General features: G+C 66.7%; 20 protein-coding genes. 3 read left to right on the top strand and 17 right to left on the bottom strand.

The genetic code is table 11. From position 1 onward, the window contains the following. Positions 1-79 precede the first annotated feature (79 nt). The 4 genes from Q8Z05_RS08930 to lysS all read right to left on the bottom strand — a co-directional run bounded on the left by Q8Z05_RS08930 (position 80) and on the right by lysS (position 5,180). Positions 80-2,572, bottom strand: coding sequence for an ATP-dependent Clp protease ATP-binding subunit (locus Q8Z05_RS08930; RefSeq protein ID WP_305943109.1), 2,493 nt, complete (start codon positions 2,570-2,572; stop codon positions 80-82). Positions 2,573-2,972: 400 nt separating this feature from the next. Beyond that, positions 2,973-3,299 (bottom strand): histone-like nucleoid-structuring protein Lsr2, encoded by a 327-nt coding sequence (locus Q8Z05_RS08925; protein WP_011690038.1) that lies wholly within the window; start codon positions 3,297-3,299, stop codon positions 2,973-2,975. A gap of 136 nt (positions 3,300-3,435) precedes the next feature. Further along, positions 3,436-3,648: a hypothetical protein gene (locus Q8Z05_RS08920; protein WP_305943108.1), complete on the bottom strand. Its 213-nt coding sequence runs from the start codon at positions 3,646-3,648 to the stop codon at positions 3,436-3,438. A gap of 2 nt (positions 3,649-3,650) precedes the next feature. Further along, entirely contained in the window at positions 3,651-5,180 is a 1,530-nt protein-coding gene (gene lysS / locus Q8Z05_RS08915; RefSeq protein ID WP_305943107.1) for a lysine--tRNA ligase, read from the bottom strand. Positions 5,181-5,349: 169 nt separating this feature from the next. Here lysS and Q8Z05_RS08910 point away from each other — a divergent pair, with 169 nt between their 5' ends. The 3 genes from Q8Z05_RS08910 to Q8Z05_RS08900 all read left to right on the top strand — a co-directional run bounded on the left by Q8Z05_RS08910 (position 5,350) and on the right by Q8Z05_RS08900 (position 8,076). Next, complete coding sequence (locus Q8Z05_RS08910; RefSeq protein ID WP_305943106.1) at positions 5,350-6,273, top strand: alpha/beta fold hydrolase; 924 nt, start codon at positions 5,350-5,352, stop codon at positions 6,271-6,273. Positions 6,274-6,299: 26 nt separating this feature from the next. After that, positions 6,300-7,154, top strand: a complete 855-nt coding sequence (locus Q8Z05_RS08905) for an alpha/beta fold hydrolase (RefSeq protein ID WP_305943514.1) — start codon at positions 6,300-6,302, stop codon at positions 7,152-7,154. 85 nt (positions 7,155-7,239) lie between these two features. After that, positions 7,240-8,076: an alpha/beta fold hydrolase gene (locus Q8Z05_RS08900; RefSeq protein ID WP_305943105.1), complete on the top strand. Its 837-nt coding sequence runs from the start codon at positions 7,240-7,242 to the stop codon at positions 8,074-8,076. Between the two features lie 87 nt (positions 8,077-8,163). On the opposite strand, the gene Q8Z05_RS08895 is transcribed toward Q8Z05_RS08900, so the two are convergent. The 13 genes from Q8Z05_RS08895 to tilS form a co-directional block, all read right to left on the bottom strand. Beyond that, positions 8,164-9,657: an MDR family MFS transporter gene (locus Q8Z05_RS08895; protein ID WP_305943104.1), complete on the bottom strand. Its 1,494-nt coding sequence runs from the start codon at positions 9,655-9,657 to the stop codon at positions 8,164-8,166. Between the two features lie 102 nt (positions 9,658-9,759). Then, entirely contained in the window at positions 9,760-10,689 is a 930-nt protein-coding gene (locus Q8Z05_RS08890) for a 4-phosphopantoate--beta-alanine ligase (protein ID WP_305943103.1), read from the bottom strand. A 1-nt stretch (position 10,690) separates the two neighbouring features. Continuing rightward, the gene (locus Q8Z05_RS08885; RefSeq protein WP_305943102.1) at positions 10,691-11,656 is read right to left on the bottom strand and encodes a Rossmann-like and DUF2520 domain-containing protein; all 966 of its coding nucleotides are present in this window, start codon (positions 11,654-11,656) and stop codon (positions 10,691-10,693) included. Then, positions 11,649-13,193, bottom strand: a complete 1,545-nt coding sequence (locus tag Q8Z05_RS08880; protein WP_305943513.1) for a PH domain-containing protein — start codon at positions 13,191-13,193, stop codon at positions 11,649-11,651. The genes Q8Z05_RS08885 and Q8Z05_RS08880 overlap by 8 nt, the downstream gene beginning before the upstream one ends. Positions 13,194-13,249: 56 nt before the next feature. Beyond that, positions 13,250-13,762, bottom strand: a complete 513-nt coding sequence (locus Q8Z05_RS08875; protein WP_305943101.1) for a PH domain-containing protein — start codon at positions 13,760-13,762, stop codon at positions 13,250-13,252. Beyond that, positions 13,743-14,270 carry a DUF3180 domain-containing protein gene (locus Q8Z05_RS08870; protein WP_305943100.1) on the bottom strand — a complete coding sequence of 176 codons (528 nt, stop codon included), beginning with the start codon at positions 14,268-14,270 and terminating at the stop codon, positions 13,743-13,745. The genes Q8Z05_RS08875 and Q8Z05_RS08870 overlap by 20 nt, the downstream gene beginning before the upstream one ends. Before the next feature lie 3 nt (positions 14,271-14,273). Next, positions 14,274-14,828 carry a 2-amino-4-hydroxy-6-hydroxymethyldihydropteridine diphosphokinase gene (gene folK, locus Q8Z05_RS08865; protein WP_305943099.1) on the bottom strand — a complete coding sequence of 185 codons (555 nt, stop codon included), beginning with the start codon at positions 14,826-14,828 and terminating at the stop codon, positions 14,274-14,276. Beyond that, a complete protein-coding gene (gene folB / locus Q8Z05_RS08860; RefSeq protein WP_305943098.1) occupies positions 14,825-15,184 on the bottom strand; it encodes a dihydroneopterin aldolase in 360 nt (119 codons plus the stop codon). Before folB ends, folK begins: the two co-directional genes overlap by 4 nt. A gap of 9 nt (positions 15,185-15,193) precedes the next feature. Continuing rightward, entirely contained in the window at positions 15,194-16,129 is a 936-nt protein-coding gene (folP, locus tag Q8Z05_RS08855) for a dihydropteroate synthase (protein ID WP_305943097.1), read from the bottom strand. Positions 16,130-16,140: 11 nt separating this feature from the next. Then, on the bottom strand, positions 16,141-16,785 hold the full coding sequence (gene folE, locus Q8Z05_RS08850; protein WP_305943096.1) for a GTP cyclohydrolase I FolE: 645 nt from the start codon (positions 16,783-16,785) through the stop codon (positions 16,141-16,143). A gap of 9 nt (positions 16,786-16,794) precedes the next feature. Further along, positions 16,795-18,864 (bottom strand): ATP-dependent zinc metalloprotease FtsH, encoded by a 2,070-nt coding sequence (gene ftsH / locus Q8Z05_RS08845; protein WP_305943095.1) that lies wholly within the window; start codon positions 18,862-18,864, stop codon positions 16,795-16,797. A 204-nt stretch (positions 18,865-19,068) separates the two neighbouring features. Beyond that, complete coding sequence (gene hpt, locus Q8Z05_RS08840) at positions 19,069-19,620, bottom strand: hypoxanthine phosphoribosyltransferase (RefSeq protein ID WP_028270320.1); 552 nt, start codon at positions 19,618-19,620, stop codon at positions 19,069-19,071. A 29-nt stretch (positions 19,621-19,649) separates the two neighbouring features. Beyond that, on the bottom strand, positions 19,650-20,711 hold the full coding sequence (gene tilS, locus Q8Z05_RS08835) for a tRNA lysidine(34) synthetase TilS (protein WP_305943094.1): 1,062 nt from the start codon (positions 20,709-20,711) through the stop codon (positions 19,650-19,652). Between the last annotated feature and the right edge of the window lie 32 nt (positions 20,712-20,743).

Below are 20,743 nucleotides of genomic sequence, written 5' to 3'. Positions count from 1 at the left end.
CGCACTTGGGGGGCTACGAGCGGGAACGCCAAGGCCCCGCCCGCTCTTTGCAGAGTGGGCGGGGCCTTGGCGGTAATGCTTAGACGCTCGGAGCGATTTCCGGGATGCGCGGCTTGGCGTTTCCTGCGAAGGTGAACTTGGCGTCGTCACCTTCGCCGTCCACATCCACCACCACGATGTCGCCCGCGTGGATCTCACCGAAGAGGATCTTTTCGGACAACTGGTCCTCGATCTCGCGCTGGATGGTGCGGCGCAGCGGCCGCGCACCCATGGCGGGATCGTAGCCGCGGGTGGCCAGGAGCACCTTGGCGGCCTTGGTGAGCTCGATGCCCATGTCCTTGTCCTTGAGGCGCTTCTCCAGGCGGCTCACGAACAGGTCCACGATCTCGATGATCTCGTCCTGGGTCAGCTGCGGGAACACCACAACGTCGTCAACACGGTTCAGGAACTCGGGGCGGAAGTGCTGCTTGAGCTCTTCAGTGACCCGGGCGCGCATCCGGTTGTACCCGGTCTGCGTGTCCGTGCCGGACTGGAAGCCCGTGGCAACGCTCTTGGAAATGTCCCGCGTACCAAGGTTGGTGGTCATGATGATCACGGTGTTCTTGAAGTCCACCACGCGGCCCTGGGAGTCGGTCAGGCGGCCGTCTTCCAGGATCTGCAGCAGTGAGTTGAAGAGGTCCGCGTGGGCCTTCTCCACTTCATCGAACAGCACCACGGAGAACGGACGGCGGCGAACCTTCTCAGTCAGCTGCCCGCCTTCTTCGTAGCCGACGTAGCCCGGAGGCGCACCGAAGAGGCGCGACACCGTGTGCTTCTCGGAGTATTCGGACATGTCCAGGGTGATGAGGGCGTCCTCTTCACCGAACAGGAACTCCGCGAGGGCCTTGGCGAGCTCGGTCTTGCCGACGCCGGTGGGGCCGGCGAAGATGAACGAGCCGCCCGGACGCTTCGGGTCCTTCAGGCCTGCACGGGTGCGCCGGATGGCCTGGGACAGGGCCTTGATGGCCTCGTTCTGGCCAACGACGCGCTTGTGCAGTTCGTCTTCCATCTTCAGCAGGCGCGAGGACTCCTCCTCGGTCAGCTTGAAGACCGGAATGCCGGTGGAGTTTGCCAGCACCTCGGCGATGAGATCCTCATCAACCTCGGAGATGTCATCCATGCCGCCGGTCTTCCAGTGGCGTTCCTTCTCGGCCCGCTCGGCAATGAGCTTCTGCTCCTTGTCGCGCAGCGAGGCGGCGCCTTCGAAGTCCTGCGCGTCAATCGCGGACTCCTTCTCCATCTTGAGTTCGGCGATGCGCTCGTCCATGGCCTTCAGCTCCGGCGGAGCGGTCATCCGGCGGATGCGCAGGCGCGCACCGGCTTCATCGATGAGGTCAATCGCCTTGTCCGGCAGGAACCGGTCCGAGATGTAGCGTTCGGACAGGTTGGCCGCGGAGGCGAGGGCGCCGTCGGTGATGGTCACGCGGTGGTGGGCTTCATAGCGGTCGCGCAGGCCCTTGAGGATCTCGATCGCGTGCGCGACCGACGGCTCCTTGACCTGGATCGGCTGGAAGCGGCGCTCAAGCGCTGCGTCCTTTTCGATGTGCTTGCGGTATTCGTCCAGCGTGGTGGCACCGATGGTCTGCAGCTCACCGCGGGCCAGCATGGGCTTCAGGATGGACGCGGCGTCGATGGCGCCTTCGGCGGCACCCGCACCCACAAGGGTGTGGATTTCGTCGATGAACAGGATGATGTCGCCGCGGGTGCGGATCTCCTTGAGGACCTTCTTCAGGCGCTCTTCGAAGTCACCGCGGTACCGGGAGCCTGCCACCAGGGAGCCAAGGTCCAGCGTGTAGAGCTGCTTGTCCTTGATGGTCTCCGGAACGTCCCCGCGGACAATTGCCTGGGCGAGCCCTTCGACGACGGCGGTCTTGCCGACGCCGGGTTCGCCGATAAGGACGGGGTTGTTCTTGGTGCGCCGGGAAAGGACCTGCATAACGCGTTCCATTTCCTGTTCGCGTCCGATCACCGGGTCCAGCTTGTTCTCGCGCGCGGCCTGGGTCAGGTTGCGGCCGAACTGGTCCAGGACCACGGAACCGGCAGGGGTGCCCTCCGGCTGGCCGGCACCGACGCCTGCGCCGGTGGTCTCCTTGCCCTGGTAACCCGAGAGCAGCTGGATCACCTGCTGGCGGACGCGGTTAAGGTCAGCTCCGAGCTTCACCAGCACCTGCGCAGCCACGCCCTCACCCTCGCGGATGAGCCCCAGCAGGATATGCTCCGTGCCGATGTAGTTGTGGCCCAGCTGCAGCGCTTCGCGGAGCGAAAGCTCCAGCACCTTCTTGGCGCGCGGGGTGAAGGGGATGTGGCCCGACGGGGCCTGCTGGCCCTGTCCGATGATCTCCTGCACCTGCTCGCGTACGCCGTCGAGCGAAATGCTCAAGGACTCCAGAGCTTTGGCGGCAACGCCCTCACCCTCATGGATCAGACCCAAGAGGATGTGTTCGGTACCGATGTAATTGTGGTTCAGCATGCGTGCCTCTTCTTGGGCAAGCACAACTACGCGACGGGCACGGTCCGTAAATCGCTCAAACATTTCGCCACACTCCTAGCTACGACGTACTTTGATGCTACGTGGCGGACCCGGACTTGTGGAGCGTGTTCGCCACAGGGGAAACCCGGGACCGGTGTCCGGGGTTGACGCCGCCCGCCTGGGAGGGTCCCGGACCAGCCGAACCGGCCGCTTTTAAGCTTTGATGCGGCCGCTAATCCGGCTTACTGCGGGGCATCAATTGCGCTGCAGTGGCCTGGAACTTGAACCTGGCTAGTTCCACAACAAGTTCCCCGCCCGCCCCGCCGCAATAACCCCGAAATAGCCGCCCCATCTTTACCGCGGCTCTTTACCGCGGCAGGCTCCGACGCAGGGGGCCAAACAAATGGCAATGCCCCCGCCGTGAGGCAGGGGCATTGCTTTTCCACGCAAAACTGCGGCAGTGCTAGGAATTTGCCTTCTGGTAGGCTTCCTGAATTTCAGCCTGGATGCGGCCGCGGCTGTTAACCGCATAGCCATTCTCCCTGGCCCACTGACGAATCTGTGCAGAGTCCTGGTTCCGGCCGCCTGAGACCTTGGTGCGCGTGGCGCGGCCGGTGGACGTCTTGCGGGCGCTTGAAACAAACCGCTCCACTGAGGAGCGGAGTTCTGCAGCATTGGCAGCCGACAGGTCAATTTCGTAACTGACGCCGTCAAGGCCAAATCGGACTGTTTCGTCCGCGGTTCCCCCATCCAGATCATCGACAAGGATGATTTTTACTTTCTGTGCCATATAAATTCTCTCTTTTGGAAAGGGCGGGTTTGCAGAAAAGCAGGATGTATCTGTAAAAAGTATCCCCCGGTTTATGGCAACGCGTCAAAGCGGCAAAAGGTTCCTGTGAATGGTGGGCAGGAATACACCGGAAGTATTACTTTGTGCCGTTCCCGTTGCCGGCATTCGTGCCGGTATTCGGTGCACCATTCTGTCCGTCAATAGATCCGGCCGCGCGGGCATCCGCCTCAGCCTGCGCCCGTGCTTCTGCCTGCCGCTCCGACTTGTCGGCATTGAAAATCGACTTCATCGCAAACCAGAAGAGCAAACCCACCACGAGCGAAGGCAGGAGGACTGCAACGTACTCCACGGTCAGTGCCCTTCGGGCTTCAGCAGCGGGAACAGGATGGTCTCGCGGATGCCTGCACCGGTGAACAGCATCACCAGGCGGTCGATGCCCAGACCGATGCCGCCCATGGGCGGAGCGCCGTATTCCAGGGCACGCAGGAAGTCTTCATCAAGCTGCATGGCCTCGACATCTCCGGCCGCTGCATGCATGGACTGCTCAGTCAGCCGTTCCCGCTGGATCACGGGGTCGATGAGCTCCGAGAAGGCCGTGCCGCGCTCCATGCCGCCGATGATCAGGTCCCAGGCCTCGATCAGGCGGTCGTCGTCGCGGTGCTGGCGGGCAAGCGGCTGCGCGGAGGGCGGGTAGTTGTAGACGAACGTAGGGTTCAGCAGGGTGGGCTCCACGATTTCGCCGAACAGTTCAACGGCCAGCTTCTCCGCATCCCATTTCGGATCAACCTTGACGTCGTGCTTGGCCGCCACGGCCCGCAGTTCCTCCACGGTGGTGTCGGGGGTGATTTCCTGGCCCACGGCGTCGGAAAGCCCCGGGTAGACGGCCAGCCACTTCCATTCGCCGTCGAGGTTGATCTCCCCGGCTTCGGTCTGGATGGTGCGGCCCACACCGGCGGCGTCGGCAGCGTCGAGGATGATCTCCTTGATGCGGTCCGCCATGACGAACTGGTCGGCCCAGGCTTCGTAGCATTCGAGCGTGGTGAATTCCGGGCTGTGAGTGGAATCCACGCCTTCGTTGCGGAAGACCCGGCCCATGTCGTAGACGCGTTCGATGCCGCCCACCACGGCACGCTTGAGGTACAGCTCGGTGGCGATGCGCAGGGTCATCTTCTGGTCGAAGGCGTTCATGTGGGTCTCGAACGGCCGGGCCAGGGCGCCGCCGTGGACCAGCTGGAGCATCGGGGTTTCCACCTCAACGTAGTTGCGCCGGTGCAGGCTTTCGCGGATGGAACGGGTGATCGCAGCGCGGGTGTACACCATTTCGCGGGCTTCATCGCGGACCATCAGGTCCACGTAGCGCTGGCGGACACGGGTTTCCTCGTTCAGGCCGGCGTGCAGCACGGGCAGCGGGCGGAGGGCCTTGGAGGCCATGGACCAGGAGTCGGCCATGACGGACAGCTCGCCGCGGCGGGAGGAAATGACCTCGCCCTTGATAAAGACGTGGTCGCCGAGGTCAACCAGTGCTTTCCAGTCCGCAAGGGACTCTTCGCCCACATTCGCCAGGCTCAGCATGGCCTGCAGGCGTGTTCCCTTGCCGTCCGTGCCGCCCTCCTGCAGCGTGGCGAAGCACAGCTTGCCGGTGTTGCGGATGAACACGATGCGGCCGGTGACGCCCACGACGTCGCCGGTGGTCTCATCGGCCTCGAGGTGTGCGTACTTCTCCCGGATCTCGCTGAGGGAATGCGTGCGTTCAACACCCACCGGGTAGGCCTCGCCGCGTTCAATCAGCTTGGCGCGCTTCTCCATGCGGATGCGCATCTGCTCGCTGGCGTCCGCCGGTTCGGCAGCATTGGTCGGGGCGGGGGTGTTTTGGGAAGTCACAATCCCTAAGTTTACCGGGAGTTCTCCGGCATGTTTTTCCGGCCGCCCATGATCCCCCTCACCCGGGAGTTTTTGTCCAGATAATGGCTCCAACGGGCCGCTTATCCCCCATTATCTGGACAAAAACTCGTGGCTGAGTTTGCCGAGGGGCGGGAATAGACTCGGGGCTGTGGAAACTCGGACGATCAGGACGGACGACGGCGACGGTCACCTTCAGGTGCACTCCTTCAGGCCTGCCCACGGCCTGGGCCCGGACGCAACGGCGCAACCCGGCGTCGTCGTCGTCCACGGAACCCTGGTGACCGACGCACTGTACCGGCCCTTCGCGATGAAGATCGCGCGCCTGCTGGGACGGCCCGTGCACACCTACAACCGCCGTGGCCGCGGCGGCTCCTCGGGCCAGTGCGGGGACTACTCGGCGGCGACGGAGGTCGGCGACCTCCGTGCCGTCATGCAGGCCACCGCTTCGACGGACGTCGTCGCCCACAGCTACGGCGGGTTCGTGGCCCTGCAGGCGGCCAGGACCGAGCCCATCCGGCGGCTGGTAACCTACGACGCCGCGGTTTCCCTGTCCGGCAGCCTCAGCCGCCGCTGGCGTCCGGAACTTGAGCATTCCATGGCCGCCGGACAGCTCGACCACGCGTGGGCGCACCTGGTCCAGGGGCTGGAAACGGCCGGGCCGGTCTCCAAACTCCCCCTCGGCGCCCTGCGCATGCTGAGCATCCTGTCCGCCCGGACCCGCCTCGGCGCGGAAATGCGGCAGCTGCTGCCCACCGCCGTTGCCGAAATGCGGGCGGTGCTCCAGGCCGACGCGGAACTTGGGGACTTCGCGGGCGTCACCACACCCACCCTGATGCTCAGCGGCGGCTGGAGCCCGGCGTACTTCGCTGAGACCGGTCGCCAGCTGGCGGCGGCTGTCCCGGCGATCGACTTCGCCCTGGTCCCCGGGCAGCTGCACGAGGGCCCGCTCCGCCCCGGGCACCGCCTGGCCCTCACCACCGCGCGGTTCCTGGCCAACGACGCCGGCCTGCGGCTCCAGCGCATCCGTGCCGCCCGGCTCCCGCAGGGCGGCCGCTTTAGGATAGGCCCGTGAAAGAAACCCGCGAACGTGACGGAACCGTGAAGCAGCAGGTCGTGGACACGCACGACGGCGGCCGGCTGGCGTTGTACAGCTACGGAACCGTGGATGCCCCCGGCGAGCGCCGGGTGGTAGTGATCGGCGGAGCCTTCCTGACGGCACTGATCTACCGGCCGTTTTCCGAGGCGCTGACCAAGGGCCTGGGCGACGGCTGGGCCGTGGACGTCTACGACCGGCGCGGACGCGGCGATTCCACCCCGCAGCCGGCGGACTACTCCATGGCCACCGAGATCGCCGATGTCCGGACCATCATGGACGCCACCGGCGCCCGCAACCTCTTCGGCCACAGCCTGGGCGGCTCGGTGGCGCTGAACGCGGTCCAGGAGTTCACCGGCACCCCGTATGTGCCGGACAAGCTGGCCGTCTACGACGCCGCCGTGAACATCGACGGCAGCATTGACACCGCCTGGCTGGACGGATTTGAACAGGCCGTCAACAGCGGCAATGTGGGCCACGCCCTGGCCCACATGAAGAAGGCCACAAAGCCCGGAACAGCGATGGCCAGGATCCCCGAACCCATACTTGCCGGTTTGATGGCGCTCGTGTCCCGCACCAGGCTCAACAAGATGTTCAGCGGGGTCATGCCCAGCGCGGTGGGAGAGCTGCGGGCTGCCTACAACGAAGCCGACCACGCCCGGGACTTTAGCGTCCTGCCGGCCGCCACCCACTTCATGGCGGGCGGCAAGAGCCCCAGCTACTACAAGGTCACGGCCCAGCGACTCCACGCCGCCGTGCCGGGGAGCACCTATGAGTTGTCGCCCAAGGGTTTCCACGGCTCCATCCCGGCCGCTGTGAAGGAACTCGTCTCCGACATTTCTGAATACTTCAAAGGCTGACCGGCCCCCGGCTGTTTCCTGCCGCTTCCCTGTATATCCCGCCCCGCTACTGCGCGGTTCCTGCCGCCCCGGGTAGGCTCGGAACATGACGCGCGAGAACATCAAGACACCCGACGGCGGAACGCTGGAGCTCTACACCACCGGAGCCGAACTGGCCTCGGCGGGCTCGGGCGTCGTCGTCGTCCAGGCTTCAATGGTCACCGCCGCGGACTACACGCGCTTTGCCCAGAAACTGAGCGCCTCACTGGGCCGGCCGGTACACACCTTCAACCGGCGCGGACGTGGCGCATCGTCACCGCAGCCCGAGGACTACACGCTGGACGTGGACATCCGCGACCTGGAAACCGTGATGAGGCATACGGCCAGCACGGACGTCTTCGGGCACAGCTTCGGCGGCGCCGTGGCGCTGCACGCCGCACGCACCCTGCCGGTGGAACGGCTGGCGGTCTATGACCCCGCCGTCTCCGTCAACCACAGCGTCAAGGCCGACTGGATCGCCGAATACGAACGCGCCACCGCGGCCGGGGACGACGACCGCGCCCTCGCCGTACTGCTCAGGGGCCTCGAGACGGGCGGCGCCCTGTCCTCCCGGATGCCGCTCTCGATGCTGACGCTGGCGAACAAGCTCACCGCCGGAACACCCCTCGGCAGGCAACAGCGGGACCTGATGAAAGCCGGCGTCCGCGAGATCAAGGCAATCATCGCGGCGGACATGCCGGCCGAGCCGTTCCTGGCACTGCCGCTGGAAACCCTGATCATTGTGGGCGAAAAGAGCCCGGCGTACTTCGGCATCGCGTGCGGCCAGATCCATGACGTCCTGTCCGGCTCGAGCTACACCATCCTGCCGGGAGCCGGCCACGACGGCGTCAACCGCGCGCCGGACAAGCTGATCACCGAACTCAGCGAGTTCTTCGCCGGCTGAGTCCCCGCACCACAGCAACGCGAACGGACACTTGAGGCCCCGGTTTTTTGGGCCTCAAGTGTCCGTTCGCGCTTAAAGTGTGCACCTTTAGTGGGCCGCGGGCACCGGGTGTTCCGCACCTGCGGTCTTGCGCATCATGGCGGAAAGCACGACGGCGGCGACGGCTATGACGGCCGCCGTCAGGAAAGCGGCATGCATTCCGGCGACGATGCCCGAGCCTGCGGACACCACGGCGTAGATCGACACCAGGAGCGCGGTTCCGGCGGCACCGGCCACCTGCTGCAGCGTGCTCATGATGGCTGAACCGTGCGAGTACAGGTGCGGCGGCAACGGGTTGAGTCCGGTGGTGAACGCCGGGGTAAACAGCAGCGCCAGGCCCAGGCTGAGGACCACGTGCAGCGCCACGATCCACCAGACAGCCGTGTCCGCGTTCAGCATGGAGAACTGCCAGAGCGACAGCACCATCATGAGGGAGCCGGTGACCGTCAGCGGAAGCGGGCCCACCTTGTCGAACAGGCGGCCGATGAACGGCCCCAGCAGGCCCATGGCCAGGCCGCCGGGCAGGAGCGCCAGGCCGGTTTCCAGGGACTTCAGCCCGCGGATTTCCTGAAGGTAGAGCGGAAGCAGGATGACGGCGCCGAACAGGGCGATCATGGCCACCACCAGGAGCAGCACGGACACCGTGAACATGCGGAAGTTGAACGCACGCAGGTCCAGCAACGGACCGTCGGACTTCTGCAGCTTCAGCTGGCGGAACACAAACGCGGCCATCGCCACCAACCCCACGGCCAGCGCAGCGACAGCAGCGGTTCCGGGGCCGCTTTGCCCGCCGTGGCCGCCGCCGATCTGGCTCAGCCCGTACACCAGGCCGCCGAAGGCAGGCACGGTCAGCAGTACGGACAGGATGTCCAGCCGGGTCTTCTCGGTCTCACCGATGTTGGTGAGGTAGCGGGCTCCGATGGCGAAGGCCGCCAGGGCGATGGGCAGGACGAACACGAACATAAAGCGCCACGTGAAGTGCTCGAGGATCAGGCCGGAGACGGTGGGACCCATCGCGGGGGCAACGGAAATGGCGATGCTCACGTTGCCCATGACGGCGCCGCGCCGTTCGACGGGGACCAAGGTAAGGATGGTGGTCATCAGGAGGGGAAGCATGATGGCCGTGCCGCCGGCCTGGACAATGCGGGCCAGCAGCAGGATTTCGAATCCCGGAGCAAGGGCGGCGAGGAGCGTGCCGCCCGAAAATAGTCCCATGGCCAGCATGAACACGGCCCTGGTGGACAGCCGCTGCAGGATGAACCCGGTGGTGGGGATGACCACGGCCATGGTGAGCATGAAGCCCGTGGACAGCCACTGCACCGTGGGGGCATCGACACCCAGGTCCACCATGAGCCGCTGGAGGGCGACGTTCATGATGGTTTCGTTGAGGATGACCACGAACGTGGCAACCAGCAGGGTGACGATGATGGTGACCGACTCGCGGGACATCTTCACCGGACCGGCCGCCTGTGCCGCCCCGGCCGCCGGATCGGGCGGGGCCACGGGATCGCCGTGGGCGTTGGAAGAGACGTCTGTAGACATGGGGAATTCCCTAAGGAGAGGTGAAGTGGTTTCCGGCGAGCGTCGTCGCTGCAGATTCCAACAGTGTATCCCCCGGGGTAATTCCCGTCATTGGAAAAATTTTCAGGAACTGAGCGGAACGTTGTCGATCAGCCGGACCGGCCCCACCTTCGCTGCGATGATGGCCAGGCCTTCGCCGCGGAACGGCGTCTCCTTGCAGTTCTCTGCCAACGGCTCGAGAGTCTCCGGGTCCACCACGTCGAAGTAGTCCAGCCCCACCAAGGGCTGCGATTCCACCAGCGCCTGGGCGGATTCCAGATCCAGCGGCTCGTGGGCGTTGGCGCGCTCTTCAAGGAGCCGCAGGGCCCGCGACAGGACCAGGGCGGCCTCGCGTTCCTCCCCGGACAGGAACCTGTTCCGGCTGCTCAGGGCCAGGTCGTCCGCGGACCGGACCGTGGGAACAGCCACGATCTCCACCGGAAAGTTCAGGTCCGCCACCATGCGCCGCACCAGGGTCAGCTGCTGGGCGTCCTTCTGCCCGAAGTAGGCGCGGTAGGCGGGCAGGCCCGCACCGGCGCCGGTCACGAAGGCGCCTCCGCCCGGCAGGCCGGTCCCGGGAATGCCGTAGTGCAGCAGCTTGGCCACCACGGTGAGGGCACCATCGAAATGGCCGGGGCGGGACGCGCCTTCCCACTTTTCGGCCAGGCGGCCGGCAGTGACCCGGACGAGGGGCTCGCCGCCCGGGTAGACCTCGTCCACTGACGGCGCGAAGACCAGGTCAACGCCCTCGGCGTCCAGGAGTTCCATGTCCGCTTCAAGGGTCCGGGGGTAGCGGTCCAGGTCCACGGCCTCGCCGAACTGCAGCGGGTTCACGAAGATGCTGGCCACCACAACGTCGTTATGTTCGACGGCGGTGCGGGCAAGCCTGGCATGGCCTTCGTGCAGGGCGCCCATGGTGGGAACAAGGCCCTGCGACGCACCCTGTTTCTCCGTCAGCAGCCGTGCGCTTTCGGCCCGCAGCTCTGCCGCGGTGGTTACGAGTTTGATCGCCAAGTCAGTTTCCTCCAGTGGCCCGCGGCCCGTCGTTGTCCCCACCGTCGTTGTCCACCCCGTCGTTGTCCACGCCGTCGTTGTCCACGCCGTCCAGGGCGTTCCGGATCGCCTCCAGCTGGTCCGGTTTCAGCAGCCCGCGGCTCGCTGCCCGGCGCGCCGTGGCCCGCGCCATGGCCAGGTAGGCCTCCAGAATATCGCCGCCGGCACCGGCGTCGTGTTCCCGCAGCGCCTCGGCGTGCGCGGCAACCGTGCCGGCGTCGCCGCGCGCCACCGGCCCGGTCAGGGCCGACTCGCCGGAGGCGAGGGCGTTTTCCAGCGTCGCACGCAGCAGCGGCCCCAGCATCCGTTCAGGGAATTCAACGCCCACTTCCCGCAGAAGCTGCGAGGCCTGTGCAACAAGGGTGACCAGATGGTTCGAACCGTGGGCCAGGGCTGCGTGGTACTGGATGCGGTCGCCCTCGGCGATGGCCACCGGCTCGGCCCCCATCTCCACTACCAGGGCCTGCGCGATGGGCAGCATCGCTGCGTCCGCCGTGACACCGAACGTGCAGTCCAGCAGCCGGGTGAGGTCCAGGCTCATGCCGGTGAAAGTCATGGCGGGGTGCAGCGCGAGCGGGACGGCGCCGGCTGCCCGCACCGGATGCAGGATCCCGACGCCGAAGCGGCCCGAAGTGTGGGCCACGAGCTGTCCGGGCTGCCACGCACCAAGCTTGGCGAGGCCCTCCACGAGTCCGCCGAGGGCGTCGTCCGGGACGGCCAGCAGCACCAGCTCGGACCGTTCCACGATGTCCTGCACCTCGAGCACCGGCACGCCGGGCAGCAGGGTTTCGGCGCGTTCGCGGCTTTCGTCGGACACTGCGGAAACCCCGACGACGGCGTGCTCGGCCGCGCGGAGCGCCGCGCCGAGCACTGCTCCCACCTTGCCGGCTCCGATGATTCCAACGCCGAGGCGTCCTGGCTTAGCCATGTTGCTGGCCCTCCTGCTGGTTCTGTCGGTCGACTGGCCCGGTTTCGACGGGCCCGGTTTCGCCCCCAGGCTCCACCACCGAGGCAGGGGCGACCTGCGCGAGCCACTGCTCACTGGTCTGGCGTTTGCGGGCTTCCCGGGCTCGGGCCGCCTGGGCATCGAACAGGGCACGGGCTTCGTCCAGTCCGGCCTGGATGACCCGCGGCGACACCGGCCCGGCCGTGGTGTGCAGGACCAGGTCGGCCACCCGGAAGCGACGCGCCAGCGGCCCCTGGTGCAGGGCCATCGACTGGGTGCGCTGGTGGGGAACCACCACCAGTTCGCGCCAGAGCCGGCCGGAGCGAATCAGCAACGCTGTACCGGTCGCGGCGAAGCCGTTGCGGCGCCAGCCCAGGGGAGCCAGCAGCCGCACCCGGCGAGGGCTGGTGACAAAACCGCCGTCGGGAACTCCGGCACCTGGCTCTTCTGCATAAGACCCTCCGGCCGGGGCCAAGCCCGTAAGGCCGGCGGCAAAGACGCGTGCCGGGTCCGGCGTCCCCGGGTCGGGGAGCACCAGCGACAGCATCCTCATGACGTCCGCCAGGACGCCCACCGGAAGAAGCGTGGTGCGCGAGGCGCCCTCGCCGTCGCTGCCGGGGCCGTAGCCGGCCACGTTGACCTGCATCCGGTACCAGCCGAAGATCCGCCAGAGCGGCGGCTGCGAGACCTTCAAGGCCTGGATCCTGCCAGGCGGCAGGGTCTGGGCCTGCGTGTCCAGGAGCCCGTACCGGAGCCGGATGCCGTCCGGCGAAATGGCGGCGGTGAAGTTGTAGCCCTTGTTGAACGACGCCCAGTAGGCGGCGGCCAGGCCAAGGGCGGCGGGGATCAGGTAGAAGTAGAAGCTGCGGTTCTCCGTGAGGGCGGACAGCACCACGGATGCCACGGCACCCAGGGCCACGAAGAAGCTCTGCTCGCTGAGCAGCAGGGAACCGACCAGGCGCGACGGCGGCACGGACAGAACGGCGAATTCCGGTGCTTCCGGCAGGGCTGCGTCAGGCCGTTCCGGGTCGGGTTCGAGCCCGGCCGCGCGCGCGAGGATGGTGGCCCGCAACTGGCGGGCGTCGTCGATGCGCAGGTAGGCAAGGCGCACCGCCGATTCACCGGCGTCGGCCACCTCGAACTTCAGTTCGGCAAGGCCGAAGATCCTGGCCAGCAGCGGCTGCACGATGTCGATGGCCTGCACGCGGTCAAGCCGTGCCTGGCGCTGCTGCTTGAACAGGAAGCCCGTGTTCACCCTGACGTAGCCTTCCGCCACCTGGTAGCGGGTGAAGTACCACGTCATGATGAACCCCAGCACGGCCAGCAGCAGGACAAGTCCGCCGCCGGCGAGCAGGAAGGGCACGCGGCCGGCAAACATGTCGTCCATCAGCGGCCTGCCCTGCAGGAGGCGTTCGAAGGTGTCGCGGCCGAAGAAAAAGCCGATGGCGGCAAGAGCCACCCAGCCGCGGATGAACGGCGAGGCGGGATGCACACGCAGCCACTCGCCGTCGGGCACCACGGAAACCGGCCGGGCAGTGCCGGAGGTGGCGGGCGTCTCCCCTGCCCCGGCAGGTGTCACAGTCCGGCCAGCCGTGCAGCGCCCCGGGCGGACAGCTGCTCGCGGAGCCGCGCCCCTTCGTCGGCCGGCAGCCCGGGGATCTCGGCGTTGGTGCCGGCCGAGGCGGTGTGAAGCTTCAGGGTGCACAGGCCGAGGCTGCGTTCCACGGGGCCTACGCCGATATCCACGTACTGCATCCGGCCGTAGGGAACCACCAGGGTGCGCTGGAAGAAAATGCCGCCGCGGATCAGGAGGTCGTCGTCGCGCTCGGCGTAGCCGATGGCCCGCACCTGGCGCGGAATCAGCAGGAGCCGCCAGACCGCCAGCACCAGCATGAACGCGGGGACCGTGATGGCCAGCCAGAGCGGAACCCAGTCCCACCAGCCCGCCAGCGTGAACAGCAGCGGCAGCGAGAGCAGTGCCACGGCGATCAGGTTCCCGAACGCCCACTCAACGAGGCGGACTGTCACGTATTTCGGCGAGACCCGGAGCCAGGAGATCCCCGGCGGATCAATCGCCTCCGTAGGCATATTCGCCCTCCCCCTTGGGTTTGCGGGCGCGCCGTCCGGGCACCCCCGGCGTGCCGTCCGCGTCGCCGTCTTCAGGCGGAATCCGGCAGAAGCGTTCGACGACGAGGCCCACGACGATCATGGCCAGTCCCCCGCCGGCCATGGAGAGGGCCATCCAGGTGATTCCCTGCTCGCTGCGAAGGTTCCAGAGCCTCAGGAGGTCCAGGAAGATTCCTGCGTGCCAGCCCAGCAGAACCGCCCCCGTGTACGCACAGGCCTGGGCGAGGACCAGCGTCCAGGCGGCCAGGATGGGGTTGAGCATTTTCTTCTTGTTGCCGTTCCGCCAGCGCAGCACCCGGATGCCCAGCACCAGCGTGAGCACGACGATCACGGCCATGGTCACCAGGCCGGTCTGCGGCAGCACCGGGGTGGCCAGTCCGTAGCGGGTGGTCATGACCGTCGCGAACCAGCCTGCAACGGCGAGGATGAGCCCCACAACGATCAGCAGGAACGGGTTGACTGGTTTCACGGCCTACTCCACTGCTCCCGCTGTGGGGAGGCCGTCGAAGTCGCCGAAACCGTCGAACGGGGCCAGGTCCGGGAAGTCTGCGGCCCGGACCGCCAACTCCCCCACGCGGACGCCGTTGAGCTCGGCCGCAGGGTCGATCAGAGACCACGGGTAGAGCACAAATGCACGTTCCGCGGCGCGGGGGTGCGGCAGGGTCAGGGCAGGATCCGAGCTCTCCACGTCCCCGTAGGTGATGATGTCCACGTCCAGGGTCCGCGGACCCCACCGGACTTCACGCACCCGGTGGTGCTTGTTTTCCACCGCCTGGCAATGGCGCAGCAGCTCTGCCGGCGGCAGCGAGGTCTCCACGGTGATCACCATGTTCAGGAAGTCCGGCTGGCCCTCCGGTCCGCCCACGGCCTTCGTCTGGACCACCGGGGACACCGCGATCAGGCGCACCTCGGGCCGGTCCACGAGGTCCGCGACGGCGCTGGAGAGCGTGTCGTTCCGCTCCCCCAGGTTGCTGCCGAGTGCCAGCACCGCACGGACGTAGGGATTGTTCGAGTACGGCGGGTTCATGGCCGCCGCCGATGCACGCTGACGGACACGTCGGCGAACTCAACCTCGATGGGGGCCTTGGGCTTATGCACCGTGATATCCACTGCGGCCAGCGGAAACTCCTGCAGGAGGTCGTCGGCGATGCGCACGGCAAGGGCCTCGATGAGGTTGAGCGGCTCCCCCGTGATCCAGTGCTTGATGCGTTCGGCCACCTCGCCGTAATGGGCGGTGTCGAGGACGTCGTCCGAGGCGGCGGCCTTGGTGAAGTCCAGGTGCAGCACGGCATCAACGATGAACGGCTGGCCGTCGCGGCGCTCGAAATCGAACACCCCGTGATGGCCGACGGCGGTTACACCGCTCAGCGTGATTGTGTCCATCGTGGCTGCCTAGTTAGTGGGACTGGAGTCGCCGAGCGGCCCCGCGGCCATCCGGGCGGCGACCTTGACGGCGTCAAGGCTGGATCCGACGTCGTGCACGCGCACGGCCCACGCACCGCGTGCGGCGCTGATGGCCGTGATGGCGGCGGTTGCGTGGTCCCGTTCCTGGGGGGCCGCGGCCTTGCCGGCCACGGTCAGCAGGGTGCCGAGGAAGCGCTTGCGGGACGCCCCTACGAGGATCCGGTGGCCAAGAGCCTCGAGCGGAGCCATGTTGCGCAGGAGCTCCCAGTTCTGGGCGTCGTTCTTGGAGAAGCCCAGGCCCGGATCCACGATGATCTGTTCAGGTGCCACGCCGGCTGCGTACAGCTTGTCCCGCACGCCCACCAGTTCAGCGGCAACGTCCTCTGCCACGTTGCCGTAATCCGTGAGCGAGGTCATCGTCTTGGCGTCGCCGCGGCGGTGGGTCAGCACGTACGGGACGCCGGTGCGGGCAACCAGTTCGGCCATTTCGGGCTCGATCGTCAGCCCGGACACGTCGTTGATGATGGCGGCACCGGCTTTGAGGGCCGCGGCTGCCGTTGACGCGTGGGTGGTGTCGACGCTGACCAGGGCGCCGGCCTTGACCAGGGCCTCGATCACGGGCAGGACCCGGCGCTGTTCCTCGTCGGGGCTGACTTCGTCTGCGCCGGGGCGGGTGGATTCACCGCCGACGTCGATGATGTCGGCGCCGGCGTAGAACATCCGGAGGCCTTCCGCGATGGCGGTGTCCGGAGTCGGGTGCTTGCCGCCGTCGCTGAAGGAATCCGGGGTGACGTTCAGGATGCCCATCACCAGCGCGCGGTCCGTGGGGAGGTCGTCAAACTTGGCTGCCGCCCGCGGTTTACGCAGGATGGGCAAGGGGCTTGTTGCGGGTCCGGTTCCAGGGGCTGCAGCGAGGGAGTCCATAGTCTGTTTTATTACCTTCCGAGTATGAGGCTCATGGCTTCGGCGCGGGTGGCCGGGTCATGCAGTTGACCGCGCACGGCACTGGTGACGGTCTTGGCACCGGGCTTGCGGATGCCGCGCATGGACATGCACAGGTGCTCGCATTCCACCACCACGATCGCGCCGCGCGGTTTCAGGTGCGTGACCAGTGCTTCGACGATCTGGGTGGTGAGGCGTTCCTGCACCTGGGGGCGCTTGGCGAACATGTCCACCAGCCTGGCGAGCTTGCTCAGGCCGGTGACCTTGCCGTCATGGGACGGGATGTAGCCCACATGCGCCACTCCGTGGAACGGCACCAGGTGGTGCTCGCAGGTGGAGTAGAACGGAATGTCCTTCACGAGGACCAGTTCCTCGTGGTCCAGGTCAAAGGTGGTGGACAGGATTTCCGCGGGATCGTGGTGCAGGCCGGCGAAGACCTCCGCGTAGGCCTTGGCCACCCTTTTGGGGGTGTCCAGGAGCCCGCCGCGGTCCGGGTCTTCCCCGATGGCCAGCAGGATTTCCCTGACGGCCGCCTCGATCCGCGGACGGTCCACCTTGGTGCCGCCGCCATGCCTGGAGTGGCTCGAGGCGGAGTGGCCGGCGGAGGCGGGAACGTCGTCGTCGTCGAAATGATTCACAGAAGAAGCTTAGCCGTGATGCGTTCCGCCGGCGTCCGCGTCCGTAACACCGCCGCCGAAGGTCTCCTGACCTGCTACGCCCTGGGGGTGCGGCGGCCGGGCATCCAGCGGCTCCTCCAGGCGGGCTTCCTTGGCTTCTTCCTGGGCTTCACGTTCGGCCCGCTCCTGCCGTGACTCCACGGGGCCGGCAGTCTGCACCGGACGGCTTTCCTTGGAGAGCCACACTTCACGGAAGTCACGCTTGCGGATGTCCCGGAAGACGTGCGCAATCTCCGCCTGATTGAGGGTTTCCCGCTCAAGGAGTTCCAAGGCCAGGGAGTCCAGGATGTCGCGGTTTTCCGTAAGGATGGCGTACGCCTCGTCGTGGGCCTGGTCGATCAGGCGGCGCACTTCCTCGTCCACGATGTAGGCGATCTGGTCCGAGTAGTTGCGCTCATGGCCGGCGTCGCGGCCAAGGAACGGCTCGCCGCCGCCCTGGCCGAGGCGGACGGCACCGACGCGTTCGCTCATGCCGAACTCCGTGACCATCTTGCGGGCCGTTCCGGTGGCCTTTTCGATGTCGTTGGAGGCGCCGGTGGACGGGTCGTGGAAGACGATTTCCTCGGCGACGCGGCCGCCCATGGCGTAGGCCATCTGGTCCAGCAGTTCATTTCGGGTGATGGAGTACTTGTCATTCTCCGGAACCACCATGGTGTAGCCCAGGGCGCGGCCGCGGGGCAGGATGGTGATCTTGGTGACCGGGGCGGAGTTCCTCAGCGCGGCAGCCACTAGCGCGTGTCCGCCTTCGTGGTACGCCGTGATCTTGCGCTCGTGCTCCTTCATGACGCGGCTGCGCTTCTGCGGGCCGGCCATGACACGGTCAATGGCTTCATCGAGGGCGCGGTCGTCAATCAGGTTGGCGTTGGACCGGGCCGTGAGCAGGGCAGCTTCGTTCAGGACGTTTGCGAGGTCCGCGCCGGTGTAGCCGGGGGTCTTCTTGGCAACAGCCTTGAGGTCGACGCCGGGAGCCATCGGCTTGCCCTTGGCGTGGACCTGCAGGATCTGGTCGCGGCCCACAAGGTCCGGGGCTTCAACGGTGATCTGGCGGTCGAAGCGGCCCGGGCGCAGCAGGGCCGGGTCCAGGACGTCCGGGCGGTTGGTGGCGGCGATCAGGATGACGTTGGTCTTGACGTCAAAGCCGTCCATCTCAACCAGCAACTGGTTGAGGGTCTGCTCGCGTTCGTCGTTGCCGCCGCCGATGCCGGCGCCGCGGTGACGGCCCACGGCATCGATTTCGTCCACGAAGATGATGGCCGGCGAGCTGGCCTTGGCCTGCTCGAAGAGGTCGCGGACACGGGACGCACCCACGCCGACGAACATTTCGACGAAGTCGGAACCCGAGATGGAGAAGAACGGCACTCCCGCTTCGCCAGCGACGGCGCGGGCAAGGAGGGTCTTACCGGTACCCGGAGGGCCGTAGAGCAGCACGCCCTTGGGGATCTTGGCTCCCACGGCCTGGAACTTGGCCGGTTCCTGGAGGAATTCCTTGATTTCCTGGAGTTCCTCCACAGCTTCGTCGGCACCGGCGACGTCGCTGAAGGTCACCTGGGGCATGTCCTTGTTGACCAGCTTGGCTTTGGACTTGCCGAACTGCATGATCTTGGATCCGCCGCCCTGCATCCGGGAAAGCAGGAACCAGAAGAGGACGCCCAGCAGGAGCACGGGAATCAGGAGGGAGAACAGCCCGGAGAACCAGTTGTTCTCGATGGGCTGGTCAGTGAAGCCGCTCGAGGGGTTGGCGTTCGTGACGGCCTTGACCACGTCTGCGGCGCGGGCGTTGACGTAGAAGAACTGGACGTTCTTGCCCTTGTCCTGCCCGTCAATGACCAGGTTGTCCTTGAGGACAAGATCCACGCGGTTCTCCGCGTCGAAGATCTTGGCCTGTTCCACCTTGCCGCTGTCCGCGAGGAGCTCGAGGCCCGGTTTCGTATCGATCCGGGATGCCCCGCCGGGGGCGAGCGTGGCAAAGGCCAGCAGGAGCATTCCGACCACAACAACGATCCAGATGCCCGGGCCCTTGAAGAAACTCTTAGCTTTCATCTGATCGGGGGCTGGCCCCGTCCCTCCTGGTAGTGCTGCACGGCGACTGGTCTGCGCGCGTGTGGTGCTGCGTCAGCTTCTAGCTATACACCGTTCGGAGTGAATCACGCACGATGCAGGGCAAAAGTTCCCTCTAGGCGTAGCGGTACAGGGCCGCAGCCCGTTGCGGAGCCCAGCCGGCCGGGAGTCGTCCCGGGAAGGTGCCTATTCGTAGACGTGGGGAGCCAGGGTGCCCACGAAGTCCAGGTTGCGGTACTTCTCGGCGTAGTCGAGGCCGTAGCCCACCACGAATTCGTTCGGGATGTCGTAGCCGACGTACTTGACGTCGATCTGGACCTTGGCAGCCGTGGGCTTCCGGAAGGCGGTGCAGATTTCCACGGAAGCGGTGCCGCGGGATTCCAGGTTGGTCTTGAGCCAGGACAGCGTCAGTCCGGAATCGATGATGTCCTCAACAATCAGCACGTCCTTGCCCATGAGGTCGGTGTCGAGGTCCTTGAGGATCCGCACCACACCGGACGACTGCGTCCCGGAGCCGTAGGAGGAAACTGCCATCCAGTCCATGGAAACGTGGCTGTGAAGTGCCCGCGCCAGGTCTGCCATGACCATGACGGCGCCCTTCAGAACGCCGACAATGAGGAGCTCCCGGCCCTCGTAGTCCTTGTCGATCTCGGCAGCGAGCTCGGTAATCCGCTGCTGGATCTGATCCTTGGTGTAGAGAACGTGCTTGAGGTCTGCCTGGACGTCGTTTGAATCCACCAATGGCTCCTGTGTAGATGCGGGTGCGACTATTTTTGGGGCGGCTTGTGAAGCCGGAATACTAGCTTCCCACAGCGGGCGGCTTCACGGGGACCGCCGCTGGCCGCATCCCGTTCCCGGTCCGGCTGGTTCCGCCCTTCCCCGGCCAGGATTTGTGCCAGCGACAGGCGGTAGGCGTTGACCCCGCCCGGGAGTTCCACCGGCCCGGCCGATCCCTGCCGGCGCAGGAGCGCCTCCGCGGCGAGCAGCCGCTGGTAGCTCGGCTGCTGGCCTCCGAGGGCGGCGGCCGCCTTGGCGATCACCCGGAACCGGATGGCGGGGGCCAGCTCGCCCAGCGCTGCTTCGGGAAGGCTGATTTCGACGCCGGACTGTTCCGCCAGTTGCTCATACGTGCGGTTCGCCACGTCGTCGAGGTAATCGGCATCCAGTTGCAGGATCGCTGCTGTCCGGGCGAGGGATTCCGCGACGCCGGGACCGAGTTTTTCTTCCAGCATGGGAAGGACCTCCACCCGGGTCCGGGACCGGGCAAAGGAGGGGTCGGCGTTGCTGGGATCGTGCCACGGGTCCAGTCCTTCGACGGCGCAGATCTTCAGGGTGTCCGCGCGGCGGAGGCCGAGGAAGGGCCGGAGCAGGAGTCCGCGGGCCGGCCGCATTCCGGCCAGCGAGCGTGTCCCTGAGCCGCGGGCCAGGCCGAGGAGCACCTGTTCCGCCTGGTCGTCCAGAGTGTGGCCGAGGAGGATCACGCCCGCCCCGGAACCGGCGGCAGCCTCCTCGAGGGCGCCGTGCCGGGCGTCCCGGGCCGCAGCTTCGGGTCCGATCCCGGTGGCGGCGACGTCAACCCGCCGCACCTCCACGGGCGAGAGCCCCAGGTCCCGAAGGACGTCCGCGGTCTGCGCGGCCACGCCGGCCGAGCCGGGCTGCAGTTGATGGTCGACGACGACGGCGCCCACCGACACGGGATGGCCGTCCACATGGCCGCGGCGGCCGAAGTAGGACGCAACGGCCGCGAGGGCCAGCGAATCCGGGCCGCCGCTGCAGGCGACGAGCACCCGTTCCGGGTAGCCGGCGTCGGCCAGGGCGTTCTGCAACATTTTGCGCGCCTTGCCGACGACGGGCGACAGCC

The sequence above is a fragment of the Arthrobacter oryzae genome (genome assembly GCF_030718995.1).
Lineage (GTDB): Bacteria > Actinomycetota > Actinomycetes > Actinomycetales > Micrococcaceae > Arthrobacter > Arthrobacter oryzae_C.
This window is presented reverse-complemented; position numbering and strand designations above follow the sequence as displayed.

Coding starts and splice junctions, on each gene's coding strand:
- Q8Z05_RS08930 (WP_305943109.1), bottom strand. CDS start 2,572: ATGTTTGAGCGATTTACGGACCGTGCCCGTCGCGTAGTTGTGCTTGCC.
- Q8Z05_RS08925 (WP_011690038.1), bottom strand. CDS start 3,299: ATGGCACAGAAAGTAAAAATCATCCTTGTCGATGATCTGGATGGGGGA.
- Q8Z05_RS08900 (WP_305943105.1), top strand. CDS start 7,240: ATGACGCGCGAGAACATCAAGACACCCGACGGCGGAACGCTGGAGCTC.
- Q8Z05_RS08895 (WP_305943104.1), bottom strand. CDS start 9,657: ATGTCTACAGACGTCTCTTCCAACGCCCACGGCGATCCCGTGGCCCCG.
- Q8Z05_RS08885 (WP_305943102.1), bottom strand. CDS start 11,656: ATGGCTAAGCCAGGACGCCTCGGCGTTGGAATCATCGGAGCCGGCAAG.
- Q8Z05_RS08875 (WP_305943101.1), bottom strand. CDS start 13,762: ATGCCTACGGAGGCGATTGATCCGCCGGGGATCTCCTGGCTCCGGGTC.
- folK (WP_305943099.1), bottom strand. CDS start 14,828: ATGAACCCGCCGTACTCGAACAATCCCTACGTCCGTGCGGTGCTGGCA.
- folB (WP_305943098.1), bottom strand. CDS start 15,184: ATGGACACAATCACGCTGAGCGGTGTAACCGCCGTCGGCCATCACGGG.
- folP (WP_305943097.1), bottom strand. CDS start 16,129: ATGGACTCCCTCGCTGCAGCCCCTGGAACCGGACCCGCAACAAGCCCC.
- ftsH (WP_305943095.1), bottom strand. CDS start 18,864: ATGAAAGCTAAGAGTTTCTTCAAGGGCCCGGGCATCTGGATCGTTGTT.
- tilS (WP_305943094.1), bottom strand. CDS start 20,711: ATGTTGCAGAACGCCCTGGCCGACGCCGGCTACCCGGAACGGGTGCTC.